22 protein-coding genes are annotated in these 26,320 nt (G+C 49.6%); 14 read left to right on the forward strand and 8 right to left on the reverse strand.

The window, feature by feature from the left end:
* Nucleotides 1–36 precede the first annotated feature (36 nt).
* From aspS to JXO48_02490, 3 genes are all read left to right on the forward strand, one after another.
* Entirely contained in the window at nucleotides 37–1,812 is a 1,776-nt protein-coding gene (gene aspS / locus JXO48_02480; GenBank protein ID MBN2282734.1) for an aspartate--tRNA ligase, read from the forward strand.
* A gap of 428 nt (nucleotides 1,813–2,240) precedes the next feature.
* Nucleotides 2,241–2,519 carry a LysM peptidoglycan-binding domain-containing protein gene (locus tag JXO48_02485; protein MBN2282735.1) on the forward strand — a complete coding sequence of 93 codons (279 nt, stop codon included), beginning with the start codon at nucleotides 2,241–2,243 and terminating at the stop codon, nucleotides 2,517–2,519.
* Nucleotides 2,520–2,697: 178 nt separating this feature from the next.
* Nucleotides 2,698–3,024, forward strand: a complete 327-nt coding sequence (locus JXO48_02490; GenBank protein ID MBN2282736.1) for a multidrug efflux SMR transporter — start codon at nucleotides 2,698–2,700, stop codon at nucleotides 3,022–3,024.
* Between the two features lie 9 nt (nucleotides 3,025–3,033).
* On the opposite strand, the gene JXO48_02495 is transcribed toward JXO48_02490, so the two are convergent.
* From JXO48_02495 to JXO48_02520, 6 genes are all read right to left on the reverse strand, one after another.
* Nucleotides 3,034–4,995 carry an ATP-dependent helicase gene (locus JXO48_02495; GenBank protein MBN2282737.1) on the reverse strand — a complete coding sequence of 654 codons (1,962 nt, stop codon included), beginning with the start codon at nucleotides 4,993–4,995 and terminating at the stop codon, nucleotides 3,034–3,036.
* Nucleotides 4,996–5,053: 58 nt separating this feature from the next.
* A complete protein-coding gene (locus JXO48_02500) occupies nucleotides 5,054–5,695 on the reverse strand; it encodes an adenylate kinase (protein ID MBN2282738.1) in 642 nt (213 codons plus the stop codon).
* A 214-nt stretch (nucleotides 5,696–5,909) separates the two neighbouring features.
* The gene (locus JXO48_02505; GenBank protein ID MBN2282739.1) at nucleotides 5,910–6,770 is read right to left on the reverse strand and encodes a proline/glycine betaine ABC transporter permease; all 861 of its coding nucleotides are present in this window, start codon (nucleotides 6,768–6,770) and stop codon (nucleotides 5,910–5,912) included.
* On the reverse strand, nucleotides 6,763–7,995 hold the full coding sequence (locus JXO48_02510; protein ID MBN2282740.1) for a glycine betaine/L-proline ABC transporter ATP-binding protein: 1,233 nt from the start codon (nucleotides 7,993–7,995) through the stop codon (nucleotides 6,763–6,765). The genes JXO48_02505 and JXO48_02510 overlap by 8 nt, the downstream gene beginning before the upstream one ends.
* A gap of 69 nt (nucleotides 7,996–8,064) precedes the next feature.
* Nucleotides 8,065–9,072, reverse strand: coding sequence for an ABC transporter substrate-binding protein (locus JXO48_02515; GenBank protein MBN2282741.1), 1,008 nt, complete (start codon nucleotides 9,070–9,072; stop codon nucleotides 8,065–8,067).
* Between the two features lie 821 nt (nucleotides 9,073–9,893).
* Nucleotides 9,894–10,511: an isoprenylcysteine carboxylmethyltransferase family protein gene (locus tag JXO48_02520; protein ID MBN2282742.1), complete on the reverse strand. Its 618-nt coding sequence runs from the start codon at nucleotides 10,509–10,511 to the stop codon at nucleotides 9,894–9,896.
* Between the two features lie 520 nt (nucleotides 10,512–11,031).
* Here JXO48_02520 and JXO48_02525 point away from each other — a divergent pair.
* The 9 genes from JXO48_02525 to JXO48_02565 all read left to right on the forward strand — a co-directional run bounded on the left by JXO48_02525 (nucleotide 11,032) and on the right by JXO48_02565 (nucleotide 17,474).
* Entirely contained in the window at nucleotides 11,032–11,781 is a 750-nt protein-coding gene (locus JXO48_02525; GenBank protein ID MBN2282743.1) for an MCP four helix bundle domain-containing protein, read from the forward strand.
* 10 nt (nucleotides 11,782–11,791) lie between these two features.
* Nucleotides 11,792–13,231, forward strand: a complete 1,440-nt coding sequence (locus JXO48_02530) for a TrkH family potassium uptake protein (protein ID MBN2282744.1) — start codon at nucleotides 11,792–11,794, stop codon at nucleotides 13,229–13,231.
* A gap of 371 nt (nucleotides 13,232–13,602) precedes the next feature.
* Nucleotides 13,603–14,292, forward strand: a complete 690-nt coding sequence (locus tag JXO48_02535; protein MBN2282745.1) for a hypothetical protein — start codon at nucleotides 13,603–13,605, stop codon at nucleotides 14,290–14,292.
* A gap of 80 nt (nucleotides 14,293–14,372) precedes the next feature.
* Entirely contained in the window at nucleotides 14,373–14,594 is a 222-nt protein-coding gene (locus JXO48_02540; GenBank protein ID MBN2282746.1) for a helix-turn-helix transcriptional regulator, read from the forward strand.
* Between the two features lie 83 nt (nucleotides 14,595–14,677).
* Entirely contained in the window at nucleotides 14,678–15,382 is a 705-nt protein-coding gene (locus JXO48_02545) for a replication protein (protein MBN2282747.1), read from the forward strand.
* A complete protein-coding gene (locus JXO48_02550) occupies nucleotides 15,379–15,717 on the forward strand; it encodes a hypothetical protein (GenBank protein ID MBN2282748.1) in 339 nt (112 codons plus the stop codon). The genes JXO48_02545 and JXO48_02550 overlap by 4 nt, the downstream gene beginning before the upstream one ends.
* Nucleotides 15,705–16,520, forward strand: coding sequence for a hypothetical protein (locus tag JXO48_02555; GenBank protein ID MBN2282749.1), 816 nt, complete (start codon nucleotides 15,705–15,707; stop codon nucleotides 16,518–16,520). Before JXO48_02550 ends, JXO48_02555 begins: the two co-directional genes overlap by 13 nt.
* 24 nt (nucleotides 16,521–16,544) lie before the next feature.
* On the forward strand, nucleotides 16,545–16,790 hold the full coding sequence (locus JXO48_02560) for a helix-turn-helix domain-containing protein (GenBank protein MBN2282750.1): 246 nt from the start codon (nucleotides 16,545–16,547) through the stop codon (nucleotides 16,788–16,790).
* Between the two features lie 471 nt (nucleotides 16,791–17,261).
* The gene (locus JXO48_02565; protein ID MBN2282751.1) at nucleotides 17,262–17,474 is read left to right on the forward strand and encodes a hypothetical protein; all 213 of its coding nucleotides are present in this window, start codon (nucleotides 17,262–17,264) and stop codon (nucleotides 17,472–17,474) included.
* A 906-nt stretch (nucleotides 17,475–18,380) separates the two neighbouring features.
* Here the strand turns inward: JXO48_02565 and JXO48_02570 are convergent.
* Both JXO48_02570 and JXO48_02575 read right to left on the reverse strand, forming a co-directional pair.
* Nucleotides 18,381–21,497, reverse strand: coding sequence for a DEAD/DEAH box helicase family protein (locus JXO48_02570; GenBank protein ID MBN2282752.1), 3,117 nt, complete (start codon nucleotides 21,495–21,497; stop codon nucleotides 18,381–18,383).
* Complete coding sequence (locus JXO48_02575; protein MBN2282753.1) at nucleotides 21,494–24,271, reverse strand: site-specific DNA-methyltransferase; 2,778 nt, start codon at nucleotides 24,269–24,271, stop codon at nucleotides 21,494–21,496. Before JXO48_02575 ends, JXO48_02570 begins: the two co-directional genes overlap by 4 nt.
* A 699-nt stretch (nucleotides 24,272–24,970) precedes the next feature.
* Between JXO48_02575 and JXO48_02580 the strand changes: the two genes are divergently transcribed.
* Entirely contained in the window at nucleotides 24,971–25,222 is a 252-nt protein-coding gene (locus JXO48_02580; GenBank protein ID MBN2282754.1) for a hypothetical protein, read from the forward strand.
* Nucleotides 25,223–25,317: 95 nt separating this feature from the next.
* On the forward strand, nucleotides 25,318–26,320 hold a 1,003-nt coding region (locus JXO48_02585), incomplete at its 3' end, for a tyrosine-type recombinase/integrase (protein MBN2282755.1).

Consider the following 26,320-nt stretch of genomic DNA (forward strand, 5'->3'; position numbering starts at 1 on the left):
CTGGAATGCTTACAGATATCCAAAGGTGAAACCATCGTGACGGATTTCATAGGAAAAGAAAAAAGAACACATTATTGCGGCGATTTGAACGCCGGCGATGCCGGAACCACGGTCACGCTCATGGGCTGGGCACATCGAAGAAGGGACCTGGGGAATCTGATATTCGTCGATCTCAGGGACCGGCAGGGAATCGTGCAGGTCGTCTTCAACCCCGAAGTAAACGGTGACGTCCATGAACGTGCCCGCCGGGTCCGGAATGAATTCGTTCTTGCCGTGAAGGGAACCGTCCACCTCAGGCCGGAGGAAATGATCAACCGCACCATGGCGACCGGCGAGATCGAGGTCGTCGCCGTGGATCTGGAAATCCTGAACGAGTCCAGAACACCTCCCTTTCAGATAGAGTCTGCCCAGGACATATCGGAAACGCTGCTTCTGACCTATCGATACCTGGATCTGAGGCGGCAGCATATTCAGCGGAACCTGATACTCCGGAGCACTGTCGCCATAGAGGCGAGAAATTATCTTGCACGACAGGGATTCGTTGAGATCGAGACACCGTTCCTCACAAAAAGCACCCCCGAGGGGGCACGCGATTACCTGGTGCCGAGCCGCGTCAATCCCGGCATGTTCTATGCGCTGCCGCAGTCCCCGCAACTCTTCAAACAGCTTCTCATGGTCTCAGGGTTCGACCGGTATTTCCAGGTCGTCAAGTGTTTCCGCGATGAAGACCTCCGGGCCGACCGGCAGCCTGAATTCACTCAGATAGACGTTGAAATGTCCTATATTAACGAGGAAGATATCATCGGTACCATGGAAGGTCTCATCTCACACATATTCTCTGCCGGGATCGGCAGGGAAGTTCAGACTCCCTTTCCCCGTCTGACCTATCGAGAGGCCATCGAACGGTTCGGCCGTGACAATCCGGATGTTCGGTTCGGACTTGAGTTGAAGGACGTGACCCAAACGGCAGCTGTGACGGATTTTCGGCTCTTCAGAGAAACCGTTGAAGCAGGAGGTGTCATAAAGGCCATCTGCATCCCTCCGGGTACGTCGCTTTCGCGCAAAGAGCTCGACGGGCTCGGCGAGTTCGTATCGACCTATGGAGCGAAGGGGATTCTCTGGGCCCGTGTCACGTCCGAGGGCTGGACCTCCTCGCTCACCAAGTTCCTGAAGGCCGAGGAAATAGATGCCATCAACAGGCAAACGGGGGCAATGGCGGAATCAACGATCCTCTTCGTGGCCGGAACACCGAAGGTGGTGCATGAATCACTGGGAAATCTCCGGACCCATCTCGCTGCAAAATTGAACCTGGTCAACCCGCAGGCCTATGCATTCACCTGGATCACCGAATTTCCCCTCTTTGAGTACAGTGAAACGGAGGGTCGCTTCCTCGCGAACCATCATCCTTTCACGGCACCCGTAACGGAAGACGTACCCGAGCTCACCTCAAACCCCGGTGCAGTCAAGGCACGGGCATACGACCTTGTGCTGAACGGCTCCGAGATCGGCGGCGGCAGTATCCGTATCCACCGGCGGGACACTCAGTCGCTGATCTTCAAGGTGCTCGGGATCGGCGAGGAGGAAGCCCGGCTGAAATTCGGATTTCTGCTTGATGCGCTGGAATACGGTGCGCCTCCTCACGGCGGCATCGCCTTCGGCCTCGATAGAATAATCATGCTCATGGCTGGGACTGATTCCATCCGTGATGTGATCGCCTTTCCGAAAACCACCAGCGCGACCTGCCTTATGACGGGTGCTCCCTCCGAGGTCGGGGCGGAACAATTACGCGAGCTTTCGTTGAAATTGCTGTAGAAAATGAGCACCCCCTGGAAGAGGGTTGCCCTGTGTCTGGTTTTTGTCGCGCGATATCGAACGAAATGCTATGACAAAATCCACGGAACGTAGTAATTTTCCTTGACAAAGAGGATGAACAAAACTATAAGTCGTTATGTATTGACAAATAATTTCCTTTCCCTAGGCGCCCCACAAAAAAAGGAGTGATGGACATGGCAAAAACCACGGTATCAAAAGTAATCGTTATTATGTTTCTCTCCGTCGGCCTTATCTTTTTCATTTCAGGATGCTGCTGCAAGGAATGTCCGAAGGGGGACGAAGGCGGTCTCTTGAAGTCATCACCGGTCGCGATTGTCAATGAGCAACCCCCAGAGGTGACAGTCGAGGAAGAGATCGTTGTGGAAGAAGTGCCGCTTGAAGAGATCGGATCGGTTCTCGACACGGCAATGGCCGCCAAGCCCGCCGAAGAAAGTCATGTCGTCACGAAAGGTGAATGTCTCTGGTGGATAGCCGAGTACGAGGACGTTTACAACGATCCCTTCATGTGGCCTCTCATATATGATGCCAACAAGGACCAGGTACAGGATCCTGACCTTATCTATCCGGACCAGGTCCTCAGGATCCCGCGAAGCGGATACACCGTGAACGAAGTTGAAAGCGCCCGGAAGACCGCTGGCGCACCCCGGCCCTATGTGGTTCCGGTGGATTCGCTCCCCCCGATGTAACCGCAACGTATACATTGTAGAAACACGAAAAGGGCACCGGTGATGTGCCCTTTTTTTGTTCTTTTACCATCTAGTTTCAAAAAAGGTTTCAAGGGTTCAAGGGGTCGAGGGGTCGAGGGGTCAGCCGTCCCCGAACAGCACCATCACGGTCTACAAGGAATTATCCCGGAGGAAGTGTATGCTCTATTGGTCTTTGCTGATAGCCGCAATTGTTTTTGAAGTCTTTGGCACCGTATCCATGAAGCTGTCCAACGGCATGGAAAAATTCCTGCCGTCACTTCTCATTTTCTTTTTTTACGGATGTTCCTTTATCGCCTTGACCTTTGCGCTCAAAAAGATCGACGTCGGTGTCGCCTATGCCGTCTGGTCGGGTGTCGGGACGGCCCTTGTCGCGCTCATCGGATTCTTTTATTTCCGTGAGATCGTGACGGTCCAGAAGATATTCTTCATTACGCTGATAATCGCCGGTGTTGCCGGTCTGTATATGACCGAGGCCGTTCACTGAAAAGAGGTCTCAATACTCGCCGATAATCCATTGTTCAAAGGGAAGTTCCTCAGGATCGCAATAGGCTGGTGCCAATTCGTGTATAAAGCGTGACGGAGCAAGAACGCGGTTCCCCGCACCCCGGTCATGATCCAGAAGCGTTGAACAGAGATAGAGCCGGTCCTTCGCCCGGGTCGTGGCGACATAGAACAGTCGCCTCTCCTCATCAACGCCGCCGGGTTCCTTCATGGCCCGCGCAAGGGGGATCTTCCCTTCGGAACACCAGATCATGAAAACCACCGACCATTCGAGACCTTTCGCCTGATGGATGGAACTGAGGATCACCCGCTCATCCCCATTGCGGAGGGTGATCTGATCGCTTTCCTCGGTGATGTTCGTCAGCAGTGAAAGCTCGCTCAAAAAATCCGTCAGCGAATCATAGCGTTCGGAGAACAGGGCGAGTTGCTGCAGATCCTCTTTTCGTGACTCTTCCGTTCCATAACGGGTTTCTATGAATTCATCATACCCGCCGGAACGAATGAGGCCGATCAAACCGGCGGGATCATCCCTTCGGGGGCCCTGGAGCAATTTCCCGATCAGGTCACGGAAGGTACACAGCGCCGGCCGGGCCACTCCGGGAACGGTATCGAGAAAAGATTCATCGAGGAGGCAGGATATGGGATCGTTGCGTGATATAAGGTTTTTCCAGACCCGGTCCGCCGTTACGGTCCCTATTTTTCGATAGAGCATCAATACCCGTTTCCACGCGACTTCATCAAAGGGATTTACCAGAAGTCTGAGAAAGGCCGTCACGTCCTTGATGTGTGCCTGTTCAAAAAAGCGGATCCCCGAACGAATTTCAAAAGGGATCCTTCTCCGCACAAGCTCCATCTGGACTTCCATTGAATGGTAATGAGCACGGTAGAGTACCGCAATATCGTTCAGCGGGACACCTTCGTCGGCAAGCTCAATGATCCGCTGGCTCACGAAGTCCGCCTGCTGCATAACGTCCCTGAGAGGAACGAAGACGGGCCTGCCGCCGCGTTTTCTTACCGCACGGAGCTCTTTCTGAAACTGGTCGCGGTTATTGATAATGCTCATATTGGCAAGGTGCAGGATCTCCGGTGTACTGCGGTAGTTCGTTTCCAGCTTGAATATCCTGGCGTCGGGATATTTTTCCGGAAAGTGGAGGATGTTGAGGAAATCGGCCCCCCGGAATGAATATATACTTTGAGAATCATCGCCAACGACCATGATATTGCGGTGGCGCGACGCGATGATATCGAGGATCTCCGCCTGAATGCGGTTCGTATCCTGGTATTCGTCCACCAGAACATGAAGAAAACGCTCCGTGTATTCATCGCGTACCGCAGCATTGTCACGGAGCAATTCCCGCCACTTGTCCAGCAGGTCGTCAAAATCCATGCAGTTCAGTTCTTTTTTCCGAACCCGGTATCGAAGCTCGATATGCAGGATTTCGCTGATGTATGAAAAGAAAGCGGGAAACCGTCGCATGACGACATCCTCGACGGCCCCCCCCGTGTTGACGGCAAGGCTGATGATGTCACCCAAAAGGCCTGGAGTGGGAAGATGGTCGCATTTCGACAAACCGGCCTCTTTTACACAGGTCTGCAACAGATGCCGGGCATCGCTCTCATCCAGGATGGTGAAATTGCGTTCGTACCCCAGAAGAGGCGCGTGACGCCTGAGCGTTTTGTTCGCGAGATGGTGAAATGTACCCCCCCAGAGGTCGCGCAAGGCGCGTCCCGTCAAGGCCTCGACCCGCCCGAGCATTGACCGGGCCGCCTTATTGGTGAACGTGGCCAGAAGAACGGCATCCTCGGGAACCCCCGATTCGAGAAGACGCGCGACCCGATAGGTGAGCGTCCGGGTCTTTCCGCTTCCGGCACCGGCAATGACCAGGATCGGCCCTCCCTCGGTCATCACTACGTCATGCTGTTCCGAATTCAGATGGCTCCTAAAATCTATCATCGATCTCTCACAGCCGAAACGACCGTCCCTTCAGGGTCATTCTTTCCGGTACGATCTTTCAGAGGGTCTTGATTATCTCTGCGACGGTATCCTTGCTGCTCAGGGACTTGAAATTCTCAAGCAGCCCTTCCCTTTCATAAAATCCGATGAGAGGCGCCGTCTTGGCATTGTACGTATCGAGGCGGTTCAGAATGGCTTCCTCCGTCTCATCGTCCCGCTGAATGGTGGGACTCCCGCATTTCTTGCAGGTCCCGTCGGCTGCCGGCGGATTGCTTTTTATATTATAAATTTCCTGACATTCCGGGTTCGAACAGGTACGTCTCGTCGTCAGGCGGTCGAGAATGATTTCTTTCGGGACCTCGAGGTTCGCAACAAAATCGAGGGAAATACCGATTCTTTCAAGAAGCGCCTTCAAAGCCTCGGCCTGGGGAATGGTCCGGGGAAATCCGTCCAGGATGAAGCCCTGCCGGCAATCGTCCTCCTGAAGACGCTTTTCCATGATCTTCATGATAAGTGCATCGGGCACAAGGTCCCCGCGATCCATATATGCCTTCGCTTCCCTGCCCAGATCCGACCCTTCCTTGACTTCCTTGCGGAGGATGTCCCCCGTTGAGATCTGAACCGAGCCGTCATATTCCGTCAGGAGCTTCGCTACGGTGCCCTTGCCCGCTCCGGGCGCACCAAGAAGTATAATTCTCATGATAAACCTCCATTATTCATTTCCATCAGGGAAACGCTTTATAATTGAAACCACGTCGAGGGTCAAGGACTGAATGGTATTAGCTGACATTTAATAGGATCGAGATTCGTGAATCGGGATCCGGGGTCCGTTAATCCGTAATCCGCTAATCCGCTAATCCGTAATCCGGACATTATACGACTGTGTTCCTCGCCTCACGCTTTAAGCCTCACATTCAGCTCTTCTGCGTTTCCTGCCGGCGCGTTGCCAAAGCGGTGGTGAGCCTGTCGATTATGATCGCCAGAAAGACGATACAGATACCTGCCTCGAATCCCCTGCCGATCTCAATACGGTTGATCGCCAGGAGGACTTCGAGCCCCAGTCCGCGGGCACCGATCATCGATGCGATGACGACCATTGCGAGGGCCATCATGGTGGTCTGGTTTATTCCCACCATGATGGAAGGGATCGCCAGCGGGATTTCCACTTCGAAAAGGATCTGACGCGGACTCGCGCCAAAGGCACGGGCGGCTTCAAGAACGCTTTGCGGGACCTGCCTGATACCGACATTGGTCAGTCTGATGACCGGCGGCACGGCATAAATGAGGGTCGCGATCAATGCCGGGACCTTACCCAGACCGAAAAACATGAGCGCCGGGATCAGGTAGACAAAGCTCGGCATGGTCTGCATCGCGTCGAGGATCGGTTTTGTGATGGATTCCACGATGTCGCTTTTTGCCATGAGAATACCCGTCGGCAGGCCCACGGCCAGCGATACGATGACAGCCGCCGTGGTAAGACCCAGCGTCATCATGGCAAGTTCCCAGTATCCAAAGGTCCCGATCAAAAAGAGCATCGCCGCCATTACAAGGGCGTGCCACCATTTATCCATGACCCGCCAGCAGGCGACGACTACGGCCAGAATGACGAACCACCAGGGAAGCCAGAGAAAGAACCGCTCGATATACAACAGCAGCATGAGCATACCGTGACCGATGACGTCGAAAAAGGTACCGAAGGTGTCGAGAAGCCAGTTCATGACGGCATCGATCCATTCGGAGAGCGGTATGTTCAGAAATGTGGGGAAATCATGCATGGTTGTTGTTCGCCTTCACTTGGATCATGTTCTCAAAAATCGAACTGATCTCTATCTCACCGAGAAACTTTCCCTTTTCATCAATAACGGCAATCGGAAATTCCGCTTCGGCGGCCTGGGGGAACAGGTCCTCAAGAATGGTATCGGGCCCCGTCGTCATTATGCGCGGATCAAGTGCATCCTTGAGAGTGGCACCGGGCTGATTGATAATATCCTTCATTTTTTTCGTGGTCACGATCCCGATGAGCCTGTTCTCCCGTCCCACCATGAAGAGATGTTCCTCCTTGGCCGTTTTCAGCACGTGGAGGGCGGTCTTGATACCTTGCCACTCGTAAATGAGCTCATCTGGCTGGTCCATTATCCTTCCAGCGGTCAGCACCTTTGCCGGGGATGCATCCTGGACGAACTCACGCACATAGTCATCGGCGGGAGATGTTACCACATCTTCGGGATAACCGATCTGTATGATCTTACCGTCACGGAGGATGACGATGCGGTCCCCTACCTTCAGGGCTTCATGGAGATCATGCGTCACGAAGAGGATCGTCTTGTGAACCCTCGACTGCAGCTCGATGAGCTCATCCTGCATTTCACGGCGTATGAGGGGATCGAGACCGCTGAAAGGCTCGTCCATGAACAGGATATCCGTGTCGTTCGCCAATGCACGGGCGATCCCGACACGCTGCTGCATTCCGCCGCTCAGGGCGCTGGGCATGTAATTCTCCCACCCTTTCAAGCCTACCGTTTCAATGGCTTCAAAGGCACGCTCGTAACGCTTCTTCCTTCGCATGCCGCGTATCTTTAATCCATAGGCCACGTTATCGAGCACGTTCCGATGCGGCAACAGTCCAAAATGCTGGAACACCATACTGGTGGTAAACCGGCGGAAGTTCATCAACCGTTCTCTGTTGTACCCGCAGATGTCATCACCATTCACGCGGATCTGTCCGCCCGTCGGTTCTATCAACCGCAGGAGCAGCCGGATCAACGTTGATTTCCCGCTTCCGGACAAGCCCATGATGACGAAAAATTCCCCGCGGTGAACACTGAAGGACACATCACGGACCGCAACCACACAACCCTCTGTCTCCAGTATCTTTTCTTTTGTTTCATTGCGGAGATCTGTTTTGAAGACATCGGCAGCGTTCTCACCGAATATCTTCCAGAGGTTTCTGACCTCTACACATACCTCTCGCTCGCTTCCATTCGAGTTATAGTTCGCCACGTTCCAGTTCCTTGTTCACGTCTTTGTGGGGACTGTCAAAAAATGTCTCAATGCGATTTATACATTTCACTACTGCGCCAGTGCCTTTTTAACCTTGGAGGCAACGTCGCCAGGAACCCAGGGGGTCCAGAGAGCCTCATAATTCTTGAGGAACCAGAGGGCAGCCTCGCCCGTGTCCGCCTTATTGTCCTGCATATAGGCCAAGAACTTGTTGGCGATGGCCTGCGTGGTCTCATAGTTATCGAGGAACGCCACCACCTCGGGGGCTTTCTCTTTGAGGCCGGCATTGACAAAAATGTTCACACGAACAGAAGGATACGCACAGGCATAGTTCTTGTTCCATACCTCATCGCTGTAAGGGGGTTCCTCGAGGGGCGTCATGTCGTATTTTCCAAGCACCCAGGTCGGTGCCCAGTAGTAACCGAACCAGGGTTTTCCCTTCTTGTGGGCTGCCGCTATGGAACCGCTCAACGCCGGATCTGATCCGGGAAGGAAGATGTTGTAATACTTGTCGAGTCCGTAGGTTTCGAATTTCATCCTGTTGATCTTTTCACACTCCCATCCGGGGATACAGGAATAGAAACGTCCCTTTGAGGGGTCTTCTTCATCTGTGAAAATTTTCCAGTACTTGGGCATGTCCATCACCGACTTCAGGTCCGGGGCCATCGGCTTGATACCCCTCGCAGGGTCACCCTTGATGACATAGGTCGGCACGAGCCACCCCTGCCAGCTGTCAGGGAAATTGGGTCCGAGATCGATCACGGTCCCTGCAGCAAGGGCATTGTCGACAGCCTCCTGCTGATTTTCCACCCATACCTCCATATTGATGTCGATATCTCCACGGGTTGTGCCGGCGAAGAGTGCGATGGTGTTGCCGGGAACATACTGAACCGTATATCCGTAACCGTTCTCGAGAATGAATCCGGCAATACGATTGTGAACCTGAACGCTGTCCCAGCTGAGGTCGGCGATCTTGAGAACTCCCTTTGCCGCGAGGGATGCCGATGGAACCAGGAATACCGTGATAAGCAGCATACACATCATGGCAATAAACGCATGTAATTTACGATCTTTCATCATATCTCCTCCTTGTTTTGTATTGCTTTTTGGAATTCTTGGTTACCCGATGGGTGACACCGCCACGAGAAGCATTTACGGCGGTGATCGTACTAACAACCCGAGGTTCCAGCTCTGCCCGCAGATAGTAGACAAAGGCTGTTATGGCAATGAAAAATTCAGGTATAGAATCTATAAATCATATCATTTCTAATAAACTTACTTATGTACCGATTATTTCAGCTGAACGGTTTATACATGCATATTTTACGGTAGCTGTCAAGCCTTAAAACAGGATAATCTCTATAACTCTTTGTTATTTATTGATTATTTAAAACAGATCCGTCAAAACAAGGGCTGTGCGGGCTCATTCCCCATAAAAAAGGGTCGCGGTCCTTCTACCCGCAACCCCTTGAAATCATGGTGCCTGGGGCGGGAATCGAACCCGCACAGTCGCAAGGACCGAGGGATTTTAAGTGCGTTTTCAAGCAATTACGTTATATTAAAGAAACCGGTAAGTTGCTTAAAATCCCTCGGTTCTCTATGGCAGAAAAAGTTGGAAAATGTTAGGTAGTTTCTGAAAAAAAATGACTCGCCAGGCACAATGCGAGGCACAATTTCTTCCTGTACTAATCAGAATTGAAATTGACCGAAGGATACCAGCTTTCTTTTGGTAATCATTGTTGACCGAAATGAAGAAAATCAAGTGTGATTGATTCGTTGTATCTTTATTTGTGTAACGTGGAAATCAGCCGCGAGTTTGCGAGTCGGCTGTATTTGCCTGGTCAGGTGTTTTGAGAGCGTTCATTCAATTTAGTATTTTCTCTTTTGCCCACTCTTAGTTAGTAAATAAATGGAACGAGCCGTCTAATCTTCTGGCTATAGGAGCGGTACTCTTCGCCAAACGCTTCGGATAGCTGGTTTTCTTCTATGGAAATTACACGTAAGACCAGTATGAGGTAGATGACAAACAGGGCAATTACGAAAAGCGACTGTACAACAAACGCAAGGCCCAATGTCACAGATAACACACCCGAATTTAGCGGATTCCTCACCAAAGAGAATATACCCCAGGTAACCAACGGGTCCTGGGAGCGTGGAGCAAAGCCGCCAGGCTGAAAGGTGTTACGCAAAGCCAGGAAACCAAATACGACCATTGCGGTACCGCAAATTATTAAAGCAATGCCTATAACCTCTAGCCCATAGATTAGCCAAGGAATGGCTATAGCCAAGTGCGTCGGATCTAAAATCTGATACCAATCCATAATCAGGGAAACAGCAATCAAGGGGATAAACAAAACGAGTATAGCTGTGTTGAAATAGTTTTCTGCCATGACTATACCTTGTCCTTCGGGTTTAATCTGCAGAAACCTCCTGGTGCAGACCAGCATAGCACCGCCCTGCAATGCCAACACTACGAATAAAAATATCCCAATTCCTTGCTCGCCTATAAGAAGCATGAATATACTCCTTGTCACCTAACTCTCTAATTACTCTCTGAAATAAAAACCCTGTCTCTCATTACAAAAAACAGGGTCGTCATAATCATACCTGAACTTCCTTATCAGATTTAGTCAGGTCAATATAAACTTGCAAGAGAGCTAACGCTTAAACAAGCAGAATATACTAAATTTGAGTATATCGATCAAGAACATCTTTCATGATCCAGCAATTAAGTTGATGAGCCGCGTTTTTTTACTAATTGTGATCAAAGATTTGCAGTGCCAATAATGACTTTTCCATCCTAATTAATTCTATTGACTCGCAGGCGTAGCTGATTCTTCCTGAAAGCGACGGACGACTTTATTTCTTTTCTATAGTAAGTTTCAATTGGTAGTCTTAAGAAAGATTAGGTTGAGAACACTATATTGCTGTGCCGTCCACACTTGTCTTACGAAATATATTTAAATAAAGCCTTTTGTGATATAAAAATCTATCCGGATTCAATTATTATATAAAGACTCCACGAAGGAGAACACCATGGGAATACGCGCAAAGATATTTTCAGGGTTTTTGATCATGGCGATCATGTTACTGGTCGCCGGTGTGTGGTCCATTTTTGAATTGAGTCACATCGGGATATCCGTTCAAAGACTTCTCGACGATAACTACAAGAGCATTAACGCCGCTAAATCGATGCTCGAGGCCCTTGAGCGGGAGGACAGTGCGGTACTTCTGCTGATGCTCGGCAATCGGAACGAGGGACGGGTGATCCTGCAATCCGCCGACGATGCATTTGGGAAGGCTTATGAAACAGCCCGGAACAATGTCACGATCCCGGGTGAACAGAAGTATGTTGATGCGATATTACAGGCCTATCAGGCGTACAAGGCTGTCTGGAGCAGGCCCATCGTAGAAACCAAAAGAGAAGGAAATCTGAACTGGTATTTTAAAGAGGTTCATTCTTCGTTTCTCTCGGCGAAACTCGCCGTCCAGAATCTCATGTCCCTGAACGACCAGGTTATGTATCAAACCGCGTCGGCTTTGGAAAGCAGAGCGCACCGGGCAACCATGCCGGGTGTTATTGCGATAATATCCGCATTTATTTTTGCCGTTATTTTTAGTTTCCTGATCAATCTGTTCATAGTGGGTCCGATCATAAACCTTACGCGTGGCATTCAGCAATATATTGATAGTGGAACACCCTTGCATGTAAAGGTAGAAACTGAGGATGAAATTGCGAAGCTGGTTGTGTCCATCGAGAACCTGATCGCCCGTTCAAAAAAGTGAGATACGGACAATGAGATATCATATTATCCTCCGCTATGTCGGTATCATCCTGCTTATCAATGCCGCCTTTCTGCTTGTATCGGCAATGATCTCCTTTTTCAAGGGCGACTCCGCCCTTTTTCCGCTTATCTATACGTGCCTTATAGCGGCCCTGTTCGGTGCCTTTCCGTTCATCTTCATTCCGCCGACGGAGGAAATATCCGTCAAGGAAGGATTTACCATCGTAATTTCAAGCTGGCTCCTGTCCTGCCTGATCGGAATGATCCCCTATGTTCTCTGGGGTGGTGAATTCACCATAACAAATGCATGGTTTGAAAGTGTGTCCGGATTTACGACGACGGGATCTTCCATTCTGACAGATATCGAGGCGCTTCCCCCGGGCCTGTTGTTCTGGCGATCCGTCACCCAGTGGATAGGGGGAGTAGGCATCATCATATTCGCCCTCTCCGTTCTGCCTTCGATGGGGAAGATCGGCATGACGCTTTACCGGTCGGAGATATCCCCGCTTGCGGCAGCCAATTTCAGGTATCAGACACGGAAGACATTACAGATCATTATGTCGGTCTATATCGGATTGACGGCAGCCGAGGCCATCGCCCTCATGCTGTGTGGAATGGATTCGTTTGATGCCATCACGCATTCCTTCGCGACCATCGCAACCGGCGGGTTCTCACCGAAAAACCTCAGCATTGCTTATTATGGCAGTATTTCGGTTGAGACCGTTATCATGATCTTCATGATACTGTCCGGCATTAATTTTGGCCTTCTCTTTCTTGCCATATCGGGACGCCCAAAGATCCTGCTCCGATCAACAATCCTTCATGCCTACCTGATCATGCTCGCTGCCGGCGTGGCACTGGTGGCGGTCAATGTACATGGAACGGTCTTCAACACGTGGGGAGAGGCTGTCAGAAATGCCGCTTTTCAGGTCATATCAATAGGGACCTCGACCGGGTTTGCCACGACCGACAGCACCATCTGGCCGCCATTTTCCCAACTCCTGATCCTCTTTTTTACGTTACAATGCGCCTGCAGCGGTTCCACATCGGGGGGCATCAAGGTCGACAGGGCCGTCCTGCTCTGGCATGCCATAAAGAAGAGGGTCCTGAAAGTCCAACACCCTCGTGCCATAGTCAAAGAAAAGATAGAGGACATGGTCATTGACGATGACGTCCTTGAAGCAAGCCTTCTTTACATCATACTGTATGTACTTATTGTGTTCGTATCGAGCCTTCTCATCTGTTTCATGGGCATTGATATAATGACGGCATTCTCCGCCTCGGCGGCTACCATAGGCAATGTAGGCCCCGGATTCGGCCTGGTCGGGTCGGTGAGCAACTTCAGCCAGATCCCCGAACTGGGAAAGTGGATCCTCTCGGGAGATATGCTTCTCGGACGGCTTGAGATATTTGGCCTTCTTTTATTCTTCCTTTTAAGATACTGGAAATGAATGTGTTCATTCTTTTAATGATTCACGAATTATATTATGAACTTTGGATTCGCTCTCTTTTGATAAAATGAGTAGCAGAATACATATGGAAATATGGAGTTGGAGAGAAGGGGTAATTCGAAGGACTCGTAGGTGTATTAAAAAGACTGAATTGAAAACCACCATATTCCCCCCTCCTTGTTAGGCAGACGAAAATATCTTTAGTATTTTTGTAAAACACGTAGAAAAATGGTAAGGCATATTCCCACAAGCAAACTTACCAATCATTGAATAATCACAATTTCCGGGGATAGGGTGACGTCCCCGACAAGGCGGTTTTCCTGAGCTGCCTTCCTCGGAAACATTGTCAGGGCGCTACAGGGGCGCAATAAGTGAAAATAGGGCTATACGATAAATTACAGGCGCTGAAGCGTTCCGAGAAGTACCGTAAGGACTACGACGAATATCTCAGTAAAAAAACTGGCGATGATGCGCTTGTTGGATCACTGTTGGATCACAGCATCAAGTTGTCAAAAGCCGGGAGGACACTTTGTGATAAGTATGGTCTACGCTTTCCAATAAACCCCGACACCCCCATAGATGGTGATAACTTCCCCATAGAATGTTTCCCTGAAATAGATTCTCTGATCACCTATCTTGATCCCCCCGAAAAATGGCATGAAACATTGTCGACTTCTGTCGACAACGATAATTTATACACACACATCAATGGCAAGCTTGTTTTAATGGTGGATACTTCACGTTCATATGGCGAATTGCTTGAAGCGTTTAAGTTGCTCTTAAAAAGATGGGGGCAAGAATCGTCCAGTAGGGTGAAAACATCTTCCATCGACATTTGGCATGTATATGACGAAGTCGAGAAGAATCATAGAAACCAGTTACAGGTAATGAGAAAATTATTTGATATAACCAGACTACCCGCTTACGACGGAAAGGCAGACGCGTACTATAAACAAGTACGTAAAGCTTATGAAAAAGCCAAAAAAATAATTGAATTCGTTGAGAATAAAACACGTCCGACTCCCAGAGTTTTTGCCAACGAAGATGTAAAAGACTTTTAAGAATTTCTTTATCCCTCCATTTAAATTTTTATTATCTCACCATACACTCTTCCAAAATCAAAGAATGAGGAGGCATCAAAATGAATACGCCTTTACGCCGTTACCGCTTTGAATACGAGTATACTCAACAGCATCTAAGCCATCTCAGCAAGGTGCCACAGGCAAAAATCTCCGGTGCTGAAAACGGATATCCCGTCCTTTCCGAAGATCAGCGAAAAAGGTTGGCGTGGGTCTTCGGTGTGCCGGTGGAGGAACTTTTCCCCGACAGCGAAAAAGTCGCCGATCAGGAGGCAGCAAAGTGAGGATACTATGTGAGGATACTATCATACATTATATTGTCACGCCGTACGTCGCGGCGAATCTGTAAAGAGGGGTCAGGGAACCCATGGTCGTCGGAACAAATCCGCAGCTTGAAGATGGCTTCACCACAATAGCCAATGAACTTTCAGAAGCTTTCTTCCGTCTTCAACTATCAGGCAATCAATGGCGTATTCTGTGGGTTATTATCCGCAAGACGTATGGATGGAAAAAGAAGACAGCACAAATAAGTATAACCTACTTTGAGCAGAAGACGGGGCTGGGAAGACGCCACATTGTCCGAGCGTTAAACGACTTGGTTGAAAGAAGAATCATTACCAAAAATGACACTACTTTCGTCACAACATATGGTTTTCAAAAAGATTATTCAAAATGGGAACTATTACCAAAAAAGACACCGGTGACAAAATTGGTAACGGAACCATTACCAAAATTGGTACCCATTAAAGAAAAGAAACAAAATATATTATATGTCCTTCATCACGCTGGCGAAAAAATCCTCTTACAAAATGCTGTGTCTGAAATTCTTGAGCTTTTGAATAAAGAGCGAATCAAGATTCTTGGACACAACGGGATTAAATCCATCACCACCGATAAACAGATCATTGCCCGCTTAAAAGACGGGGGTAGCGTTCATGAATGTTGCCGAATAATTCTGACAAAATCGAAAGACCCCTTCTTCAAGGAGAATCCCCGGTATTTTCATCCAGACACCCTTTTCAGGAAAAGCCATTGGCAAAAGTATCTTGATGAAGCGGAGTTAATGAAATGACCGATGATGCTCTTACCCTGAGTGTACTTGATGCCATGGCTCTCAAGTACCATAGCGACCCTGTCATGATGAAGGAAATCGAGGACCGGATACGGTTCATCCGAGAGAACGGAGAGCTGCGACCTTCGGTCCTCGACGAACTCAGGGAAACATGGGAACGGGATACGCAGGAGCAGATCGAGTTCTTGAAGCAGGATACCGCCCTCTTGGGAGACATTGTGATGTTAGCACCAGACGAGAAGACCCGGCAGTACGCGGAGTACATACTTCGCATTGAGCAGGACGATCTCGCTGAACTCATCGGAAAGGAGGAATTACCAAAATGGCTATCATAACAGACCTATCGAACTATGACGGAGAGGACAAGATCGTTTCCTCTTACGAAATGCAGAAGATATTACAGAACCAAAGGCACTCATACAAGATCATGTCACACATCCCTTCACTGGACCGGCTCATTGACGGCTTCGTACCGGGAGAGCTTATCGTGATATCTGGACCCACGAAGAACGGCAAGAGCCTTTTCTCGCAGACCCTCACGAAGAATTTTCATGACCAACATGCAATTTCGCTATGGTTCAGTTACGAACTTCCCCCGCACCAGTTCCTTTCATGCTTCCCCGAACTGCCCCTGATATACATGCCGAAGATGCTCAGGTCTGCGGATTACGACTGGCTCGAACAACGCATCATGGAGAGCTTCACGAAGTACCGCACGAGGTTTATCTTTCTGGACCACCTGCATTACCTCGTGGACATGGCCCGTCTGCGAAACCCGTCGATTGAGATAGGTTCCGTCATCCGGCGGCTCAAGCTGTTAGCAGTGCGCGAGGAGTTGGTAATCTTTCTCATGTGCCACACCAAGAAGTTCAACCGGGACGGCAACGACTTCGGGGAGATCAGGGATTCATCGTTTGTGGAGCAGGAGAGCGACTGCGCTTTGATGGTCCGACGGTTCCCGGACATCGATGACAACGTTGCCTGTCTCATGGTGAACCAACACCGGCGGACCGGAGTCCTGCAAAAAAAGGTATGGCTTGAAAAGCAAGGGAACTACTTAGTTGAGACGACGGATCGGGAAACTGATTTCGGTTCAAAAGAATGTCGTGAAACGGGAAGACGATACTGGGACGATTGAGATTCATAGGCACACTTTAGGCACATGGGAATGAAACGCTCTGGAATAACGCAGAAAAAAACCGCGCAGGGGATTTGTAATCCCTCGTCACCGCGTCTTCTTACCATAAAGAAAGGTGCTGAGCGATTGGGTCTTACCGTTTGGGCAATGCGCGAGCGCGTATGGGCGGGTGACATTCCTGTCGTACGGTTTCCCGGTGGCCGTAAAATGTACATAGATGTAAACGACCTTGAGGACTTCATTCAAAGGAACAAGACGGTTTTTGTATAAGCCGTAAGGCACTACTTAGAAATTTTTTATCTAAATCATTAGGCAAATCAAGGCATAGGTGGCAGGCACATGGGCGGTTTTTGGTCGGGGTTCAAGATTAATTCAAAGGAAATAGCAGAACATCAAAATCGGATTGATATCCGATGGCTCAAAAAGCAGGGATGTCTCCGTCGTGGAATCACGACAACTCTCTCATGGGAATGCAGAGGAGTAAAAACTGGGGCCATTCAGTATCACGTTGAAGATAATCACGTAGTATTAAACTATCTATATCGGCGCAACGGTAATGAAGGGGAATCGGTGGAGCAGAAAATATTCTTTGACCGGACGCCCTGCAATTACGGCGGGTACAGGAGATGGCTTCGGTGTCCTCGCTGTTATCGGAGAGTTGCCGTCCTTTATGGGGCAGGGAAATATTTTTTTTGTCGCCATTGCCATGATCTGCACTATTTGAGCCAAAGGGAAAGCAGGATGGGACGACTTATTACTAAGGCCAGCAACATCCGGCGTCGACTTGGAGGGAGTGGCGATCTGATAGGCGTACCGTTCCCTTCCAAACCAAAGAACATGCACTGGAAGACTTACTGGAAGTTGAGAATAGAAAGCGAGAACGCCCGCACCTATTCTCTGATGATTGCTGCAAAACGAGTCGGGATCAAGCTCGATGAAGAAGAAACTGTATGAAGATCATACTCATGGAGGTCACGATGAAACAAAAGAAACGCCAACAACGATTGACACCCGGCGAGACGATCAGGGCGTATTGTATACATTGCACCGGGGGGAGTTTTCAGGCTGTAAAGGACTGTGACGCCACGGACCCAGAATATCATGCATGCTCCTTTCATAAATACCGTCTGGGAAAGGGACGTCCGTCAGTTAAGCTGATCCGTAAGTTCTGTCTTCAGTGCGCGGGCGGAAACCGTGTCCTAGTTGAAGACTGCGAAATAAATGATTGTCCCTGCCATCCCTTCCGAATGGGGAAGAATCCTGCATACGAGGGGAAAGGTCGGAGTGCGGAAGAACTGAGAAAGATTCTTCCTAAAAATAGGGGGCTTGTCAGTAATCTTTCCTTCGATTTTGGACAAACTCCCCTTCCCCCTACTCCTACCATTACCCGAATCGAGAAAATGGATTTGAGAGAATAAAATGCAGGTTAAGGGGGAAATCAACTTGTTCTTATCGGGAGATATTTCGAAGGTTACCGACGGCACCGTTTAATCATGTACGTAGTTCATTCAAAACCAGAGCGCGGGTGCGATAACAACCAGCCCGAAGTCGGTTGTAAGTCCCGGAAGAAAACTTGATGCAACAACGGTCCTGCTAAGGCAGGTAGGAAGCCTAACCGAAAATGGGCTGCCCTTGGAAATTTTAAATAAGATGTCTCAGAATGAAATAGTCTGTCCAGGTTACTGCTTACATATACAAAAGCACCTGTGTCCACATTCAGTCTCCGGAACATTTTATTGAATCCCGAATAAAAGGTACAGTGTTAATCGTGAAGCTATTGTAGGTTTTTACCTGTCGAGCTACCTGATTGTTCCGTATATCATTCATGGAAAAATGCAAAATAGTTTCTTTTTTAGACAATCACAATGCCTTATCGATCAACGCCCGCACCTCGCCGATCTCCCTCGCCAATGCAAATTTCCAAATACCATAGGTTCCATCAGCATTCACTGCATTTACCCACCTCTGAGCTGCTTGTGTTTTGACTTCCGTCAAATCGTCAAAACCCTTTGTTTCAAGTATCAGGTGAATAATAGGTGCGGTTTTCAGGCGAATAATGAAGTCAGGAATGTAATCATGGGGCTGGCCATTATGCAGATAAGGGATTGCAAAGCCGAGTCCGGTGTTTTTCACGAAGGCATCTACCATCTTATGAGAGTCGATCAGATAGGTTGCGGACTGCTCCCATACTTTGGTATCGGCCACGGCGTAATTAAGATGGCTATTCACTACTTCACGAACATCTTTGCTTGTCCAATAGTCTACATCAGCAGTAGAACCAGGGCCACGATTGGTTTCATAACGCGGCACCTCCGGGGTTTCTCCTTGCGAGGTATCCGGTTTTATCGCTTCTATCAAGCGCTCTATCACCCAGCCATAATAGGGTGAAAGAAACACATCCAGGATATTGGCCGGTGCAATCGGTCTGACCTTTTTCTTGAGATAGTTCTTTACGATCCTTGCTATCTGAGGAAATAACACATGTACCGGCACCTCGCAACCCGGCTGAGAAGCATAATCATGTATCAGGTCCCGAGCCAGTTGAAAGGTCAGCTCCTGAAATCTACGCCCCTGCCGATACGGATTCAGATCCACATTTTCCAGTTTACCCGGCCCAGTCAGTGAATAGCGTCCATTATTGTTGGGAAGCCCGGCCTTCATCTGCACTTCTGGTGGAATTTTAAGTGGATCAAGATCGAGTGTTGCAATGGCATTCCAGTCAACGGTGATGCGATTGTGGATTGCCTGCCTGTAGCCATCCACACGGGGAAAGGTAATTTCAAACCGTGCCTTGGCAGGAACGGCGTTTACATGGTAGCGTTTGGGAGGCTTTGTCGTTGTGCCGCCTGTGTTCTCCTTGAATGGGATCACCTCGAATGGTACGCCGAAGACCTTTGCCACCTCTTCGGTCAGTTTGCCGTCTTCTCCGACCTGATAGCTGGAACGCCGCAATCCACGCCCCACTACCTGCTCGCAAAGCAGTTGTGACATGAAAGGACGCAGGCCGATAATATGAGTGACGGTGCTGCAATCCCACCCCTCGGTCAGCATTCCTACGCTGACAATACAGCGCACATCCCGCCCCGGTGGGTGCAAGGGGCGGTTCAGTTTCTGCGCCAGCACCTCGAATCCTTCCGGGTAGAGTTGCCTCCCCTGCTTATCCATCGGCCAGGCAATTTTCCCCACCGTGTCTAGGGTAAGGCGCATCCAGGTTGATTCGTCTCCCTTGCTCTCACCAGAATCGGTTTCGTGGATAACCTTGGAGTCAACTCGGATGGTGTATGTTGTGTCATCGGTATTGTGAAATGCTGCTATTCCCGCAGAGGGAATACCTGCCGGTTTCACATCATAGGCCAACCATTCGTGGATCATCTTGGCAATTTTGGTGTTCTTGCAAACCAGGATAAACACTGGCGGACGGGGGTCTTCACTGTTATTCTCCCATTCTTGCCACAGATCATCCCAAAGACCGGCCAACATGGCAATCGGCGTATTGACCCATTTCAGGATAGCTTCCGGTTTAGGGCTCCCTTTTTTGCCACCACGTTCAGCGGGGGTCAACTTGGGGAGAATCCAGCGCCAGACGTTGAAATAACCAGGTATCTCCGCCCCGGTGGTATCCCGTACTGCAAGCTGAGGGATCTTTACCAGACCTGATTCAATGGCGTCGGTCAGACCAAAATCGCTGACTACCCAAGGAAACGTGCGGTTGGTCTCCTGTCCCACCCGCCCCAGGTAATAGGGTGTTGCCGACAGATCGACGCAGAAGTTGATCTTTCGCAACTTGTGTATTCGGTCCAGGCCATCAATCCAGACAGTTGCCTCTTTGAAGAACTCTTCGCTTTCCTCGGCCTCACCAAACAGATCGTCCTCAGTTTCCTCTGCTTCGGGACGAGAAATTCGGTAGGCATGGTGCGCTTCATCGTTAAATACCAGGATGTTCTTTTTGCCGCCCACTTCCCGCCCCAAAACCCGGTTAATCATTGCGGTATCGCTTTCAACATACTTTAGCGATTCCACGAAAACCTTTTTCAGGTTACCATGCTTGTCCTTATCTTCGCTAATAAGGGTCAGCATCCCCGCGTCCAACTGCTTCTGAAAATCCTCCAAGGTGAGATAGCGCTTGCCCCGCGCCGTGGTAGTCTTTTTGCCGATGATAATGGTCTCCTTCATCCGGATCGGAACACCTGTCTTCGTTACCTTGGCTCCGGTTCCGCCGGTCTTCACTCCTTGCGGCTCAAATATATGCCAGTTAGTCATCATCACGCGACCCTTTGCAAGGTCGGGCATCAGGTGCGGCGGCACAAGATCACGAGTCCGATACAGGCTCGCTTCACCCCTGGACGGGTCAAGCTCCTGCAAACGGTTACGGATGGTAACGTTGGGACAGACGATCAAGATTACGTCGGAATACACGGCGTTCATCCGATCATTTACCTTATTCAGAATGCTCCATGCCGCCAGCATTCCCATGACGGTGGTCTTGCCCGAACCGGTGGCCATTTTACAGGCGTAACGCTGAAAGGCGCTGAACCCCTCGGCCTTGCGCTCGTCGCTTACATCATCAAGTGGTATGTCGATCCCTTGCAGGAAATCTCCCCGCGCCTCGTTCAGGAAGATAATCGTCTCAGCCGCCTCAATCTGGGCGAAGAACAGCCGGTGCTGCCGCCCATCACGCCGCCAGTAATTGAGAAGTTCCTGTGTGGTGCGGGTAACACCCCCTTCACCACGGAGTGCCAGAGTCCGCCACTCCTTGACTCCCACCCGGATCTGGTTGACCAGAGTCAGTTCAAGCCACAGACCACGGGCTCCTTGAGCGGCATCGCTGGACGGTGCCTTGGGGTCACGGTAAAAATAACCTGCCATGCGGCGCCCCTTCCTCCGTTCAGGTTGGTGTCCCTCCTCGATGTACCAATGTTCAGCGGGTTCGTAGTAGGGGGAGTTCAGTATCGGTTGATTAACCTCAAAGCCGCTCATCCGTTGGCCTCCTTCAGGCTCTTAATAACTTGCAGCTCATTCCCCCGGTCGTCTATCACCTTGATGGCGACCTGTGTATTCTCACCGGCGTCAAAGGGTGCGCTCATGGTTCCGGCCAGATGATCCCAGACACTCTCTTCGTGGGTGGATTTGAGCGCCTTTTTCAGGTTATCCCAAGCGTTGGTGCGGGGGAAGAAAGCTTGAGAAACATGGAAGCAGAGGCCGTTGTAATCCGTATCCAGAAACCAAGCTGGGACATCGTTTCCCTTTCGTTGATCGGTTTCCAGCGTTGTTGGATCAAAGACATCAAGCCCCACCAGTTCCACCTGATAGCGGACTGGATCGTCTTTACTTTCAGATTTTACCGTATGAACTTTTACTTCCGGCAGGCCGCAGACGCTGAAAATCTGACTGGATCGCATGTTTTTCAACAGGTCGCCCATCATCAGGTCGGTTGTTGCCTGCACATAAGTGGCGGGGATCATGATCTCGGCAGCGTTTTCAATCAGCATCCTGGCGTTGGGTTGAATGGCAAAGCCGATGACATAGAGATGTGCATATCCCTTCAGGTTGGCTTCCTTCAAAGCTTCATGCACCAGTTTCTCGCTCACGGCACCGCTTTCCGGACCGAAGACAAGGGCCACCGGCTTTTGTGTCAGAGGGAGCATGCCGGAAGTTTTTTCCTCTGCCTCCTGACATAAGTCGTCTTTTAGGCTTGGCTGCGGGGCAAGTACCGACATATCCACCAGCGCTTCCGCCGAAAGCGAAAGGGTCTTGGCCGGTGGCCGGATATTTTTCAGCGTTACCGACTTACCCCCGCCCAAGTGCAGGATAGGCGATTTGCGCAACACTTCCAGCATCCGGTCGATGAAAGAGCTGTACTGCTCTGCTGCCCCTGCTCCGGAATCCTCTTCGCCGTCACCTTCCCAATCAACCGGGGTTGGAATGGTCGCCTCTACGCAGAACGGCCCGGAGACGCGGGTGATTTTGTTTTCGATCTCCGGTCGGTCAATCAGCACCTCTTCCGCTGGCGGCTCGTTGTTGGCAATAGTCTCAAGTTTGATGTGAGGAACGATGCCACCTACTTCCTCGCCTTTCTTGTTCTGCTTACGGACGTAGACGAACCCCCCTGCCGGACCGCGAGCCTCATCCTTCAGTTGATAATAGGGGAAGGTCGCTGTCAGGAGACGTTGCCGTGCCAGCGCCAGCGGTACGCGGGAGGTGTCACAGGTAATCCAGCGGCGGCCACTCGACTCCGCAACATAGGCGGTGGTGCCACTACCGCAGGTCATGTCCAGCACCAAGTCGCCGGGATCAGTGGTTAACAACAGGCAGCGTTCAGCTACTTTGATATTGGTCTGAACCACGTACAGCTTTTCGTCGGTAAAACTGCCTGTCAGGGTATCGGTCCATATATTGCCCCTCTCCGTATAAGGGAAGTCGTCGGCAAAACGGCGATACTGAATGCTGTTCTTTGCTCTGTGGATTCGTCCGGCAGTTGCCAGCCGTTCCATACCAGTCGGGAAATTGGCCTTCCAGTGTGAGTTAGCTCCCGGATTGTAGGTTTTCCCCTCAAATACAAAAGGCTGTGGTTCGCTGGACGCTCCTTGCGATTGTAAATCGCCTGGTTTATATAGCCTTGCTCCTTCAGGTAATGGCACCTCACGACGCTTTTCCGCGGCCGTGACACCTCGGTAACTACCATCAGGCAGGAGAACCCAGCGAGCATTCCCTTCGCCTAGCACAACAGGCTGTTCTTCATAAAGTTTGTTTACCTTGACGTGCGATTTGTCTTTTGCATACCAGAGCAGAAAATCACCAAGGGTAGCAATGGTGGTGGTTTCAAATCCAGATGTTTTCTGGAAGAAAATCTGGGAAACAAAGTTTTCCTCACCAAACACTTCATCCATAACAGCTCGCACATAATGCTGGTTAATATCACTGATCTGGACAAAAACGCTACCACGGGTATGAAGCAGGTCTTTGGCGAGCAAGAGCCGGTCTCGCAGATAGGTGAGGTATGAGTGCAAACCCAGCTCCCAGGTATCTCGATAAGCTTTGACCATCTCCGGCTCGCGGGTCATGCTGTCGTCATCATTATGGTCCACGTTGCCCACATCTTTCTGGCGCACAAAGGGCTGAAAATTGGAGCCGAATTTCACCCCGTAGGGTGGGTCGAAGTAAAACATCTGCACCTGCCCGCCCATTCCTTCGTATTGGAGCAACGAGTTCATCACCACAAGTGAATCACCCAGAATCATCCGGTTGACCCATTTATCCTTGTACTCGTAAGCCTTCAGGATCTGGTCGATAATAGGGTGCTGCGGATCGTCAAACAGGCTGAACATATCAAGTTGGGAGGATTGAATCTTGTGGCTCTTAAGGGTTTCGATGATTCCCTTGGTAGAGAGGCGTTCATGGACAAACAGCGGCAAGGTCGGCACATCAAAAGAAAGCCTCTCGGCCTTACCGGCCCAGTTGAGAAACGGTCTGGAAAGAACCGCCAGCTCACGCGCCGCAGCCTGAGCTTCCTCAACCGTAGCAACCTCCAAAATCCGCTTGATGAGAGTTTCCCCTTGCTCACGAGCAGGGTTCCGGCCATCCCAGTTTAGTTCCGGGGAAAGAGAGGAATCATATTTGTATGTAGTCGGGGGTTTTTTCTTCCTGAAATTCGCCTGCGTCCCCACCTCAGGACGCATCGGGCTTTCGGCCTCGGGGTGTTTGTAGCTTTTTGCTTCAACATTGGTCACGGTAGTTTTATTGGGCTTTGCCATTTACCCCTCCAGTAAATGTCATGAGAAGATGCAAATCCAGGCTTCCAAGTTGTGAATTGAAGAATCTAATCGAAAGTTTATAGCAAGAAATGGGACGAAATAACACAGAAAACAATCTTCACTTATTCACTTATGTCGCACGCGCATTATGGAAAGAAAGCTGTCACACAAACACCTTCCTCCAATGCCTTGACTTCAATAAGCAGTCAATAAGCTCATGACACCCTCAATGTTTAATATAATTAGGTGAAATGATTTAGACATTGTTTTTCTTACAATGCCTGTCAAATCAATTTTTAGCTTAACAACAATAATCATTTTTTAGATTTCTTTTCGTTCTTTTTTATAAAGTCTTTTATCGCCTCTTCGAGTACATCGTTAAAAGGACGTTCGAGGTCAATGGCAAGCTTTTTGATCTGTTTGAGCAATTCATTATTGATAATGGTTGAAAACATTTTTTTTGTCTTCATGAGAGTAAATTAATATCAATATACAAATAAATCAAGATAATACTTGACTATATTGATATCTTGTTATATATATTTCTATATTATTCATTGATACTCCGAATCATAGGCCATGAATACAGAGATAATCACAAAACCCCTGAAGATTCCCCATACCGCAAGGATGGGGCGGACACCTATGGTCCGGGAGATATCTTCAGGGGTTTTTAATTCACAGAAGGAGGTATGAGGCATGAGATTGAAAGATGTGAAATGGGAAAACGGCAAGGGCGCTGAAGATGTCGTTCTCTGGGGTATTGCCCCTATGAAATGGCTTATCGACATGTTTGATGGTCATGAAGTGGACGGTGCCGTCGAGGTGGATGAAGAAAAGGTCATGTGGCTTTTTTACGAACTGAAAAACAAATTAGATGATTTGGAAGAATATCTCCTGATGGTTGGAGATAAAGCACACGGACGTGAACGGTTCGGAGAGGCTTCATAGCATACTTCCACGGGATAGGATACCGGTTCTGAAAAGGGTTACCCTGACCCCTTCCCGTGAGGAAATATCAGGGAGAAAGAGAGGGACTTTCAAATATGGGATCAATCTACAAGAGAGGAAATGTTTTCTGGATCAAGTATCACAGGAATGGGAAGCCTTACAGGGAATCTTCAAGAAGCGTAAAAGAAGTCGATGCAAGGCGACTCTTAAAGAAGCGTGAGGGAGAAATTGCACAGGGGAAACTTCCCGGAATCTATTTCGACAAGGTGAAGTTTGACGAACTATCGGAAGATTTCCTGAATGACTACAAGATCAATCAGAAGAAATCCCTTGACCGTGCGGAAAGAAGTGTTGACCACTTAAAGCAATCCTTTGAGGGAATGCGGGTTGTCGATATCACGTCACCGCGCATACATGAGTATATAGAAAAGCGTATAGCCGAAAATGCGTCCAATGCGACTGTAAACAGAGAACTTGCCGCATTGAAGCGTATGCTGAATATGGGCGCTCGTCAAACCCCTCCGAAAGTTGACAGGGTTCCGTATATACCCAAATTAAAGGAAAACAATGTACGTAAGGGGTTCTTTGAGCATGAGGATTTTCTTTCATTGAGAGACGCCCTCCCCGATTGCCTAAAGGGATTCGTCACGTTCGCATACAAGACAGGGTGGCGCTTTTCTGAGATCACCAACCTTCAATGGAATCAGGTCGATCTTGAGAGAGGTATTGTCAGGCTCGAAACCGGGGAAACCAAGAATGATGAAGGCCGTACGGTATACCTTGACGACGAGCTAAGAGGCGTATTTATGAACCAGTGGGAAGAACGCAAAGGGAGAGGCACAATTCTTCCTTATGTTTTTCCAAACATTGATGGAACTGACAGGATCAGGGATATTCGGGGGCCGTGGTCTACTGCCTGCACAGAGGCCAAGATTGGCAAGAAGCTATTTCATGACTTTAGAAGGACGGCTGTAAGGAACATGATACGCGCTGGCATTCCTGAACGGGTTGCAATGTCTATCTCAGGCCATAAGACACGATCAGTTTTTGATCGTTACAACATCGTCAATGACACCGACCTAATGCTTGCTGCACATA

Source organism: Deltaproteobacteria bacterium, assembly GCA_016933965.1.
Taxonomy (GTDB): domain Bacteria; phylum Desulfobacterota; class Syntrophia; order Syntrophales; family UBA2210; genus JAFGTS01.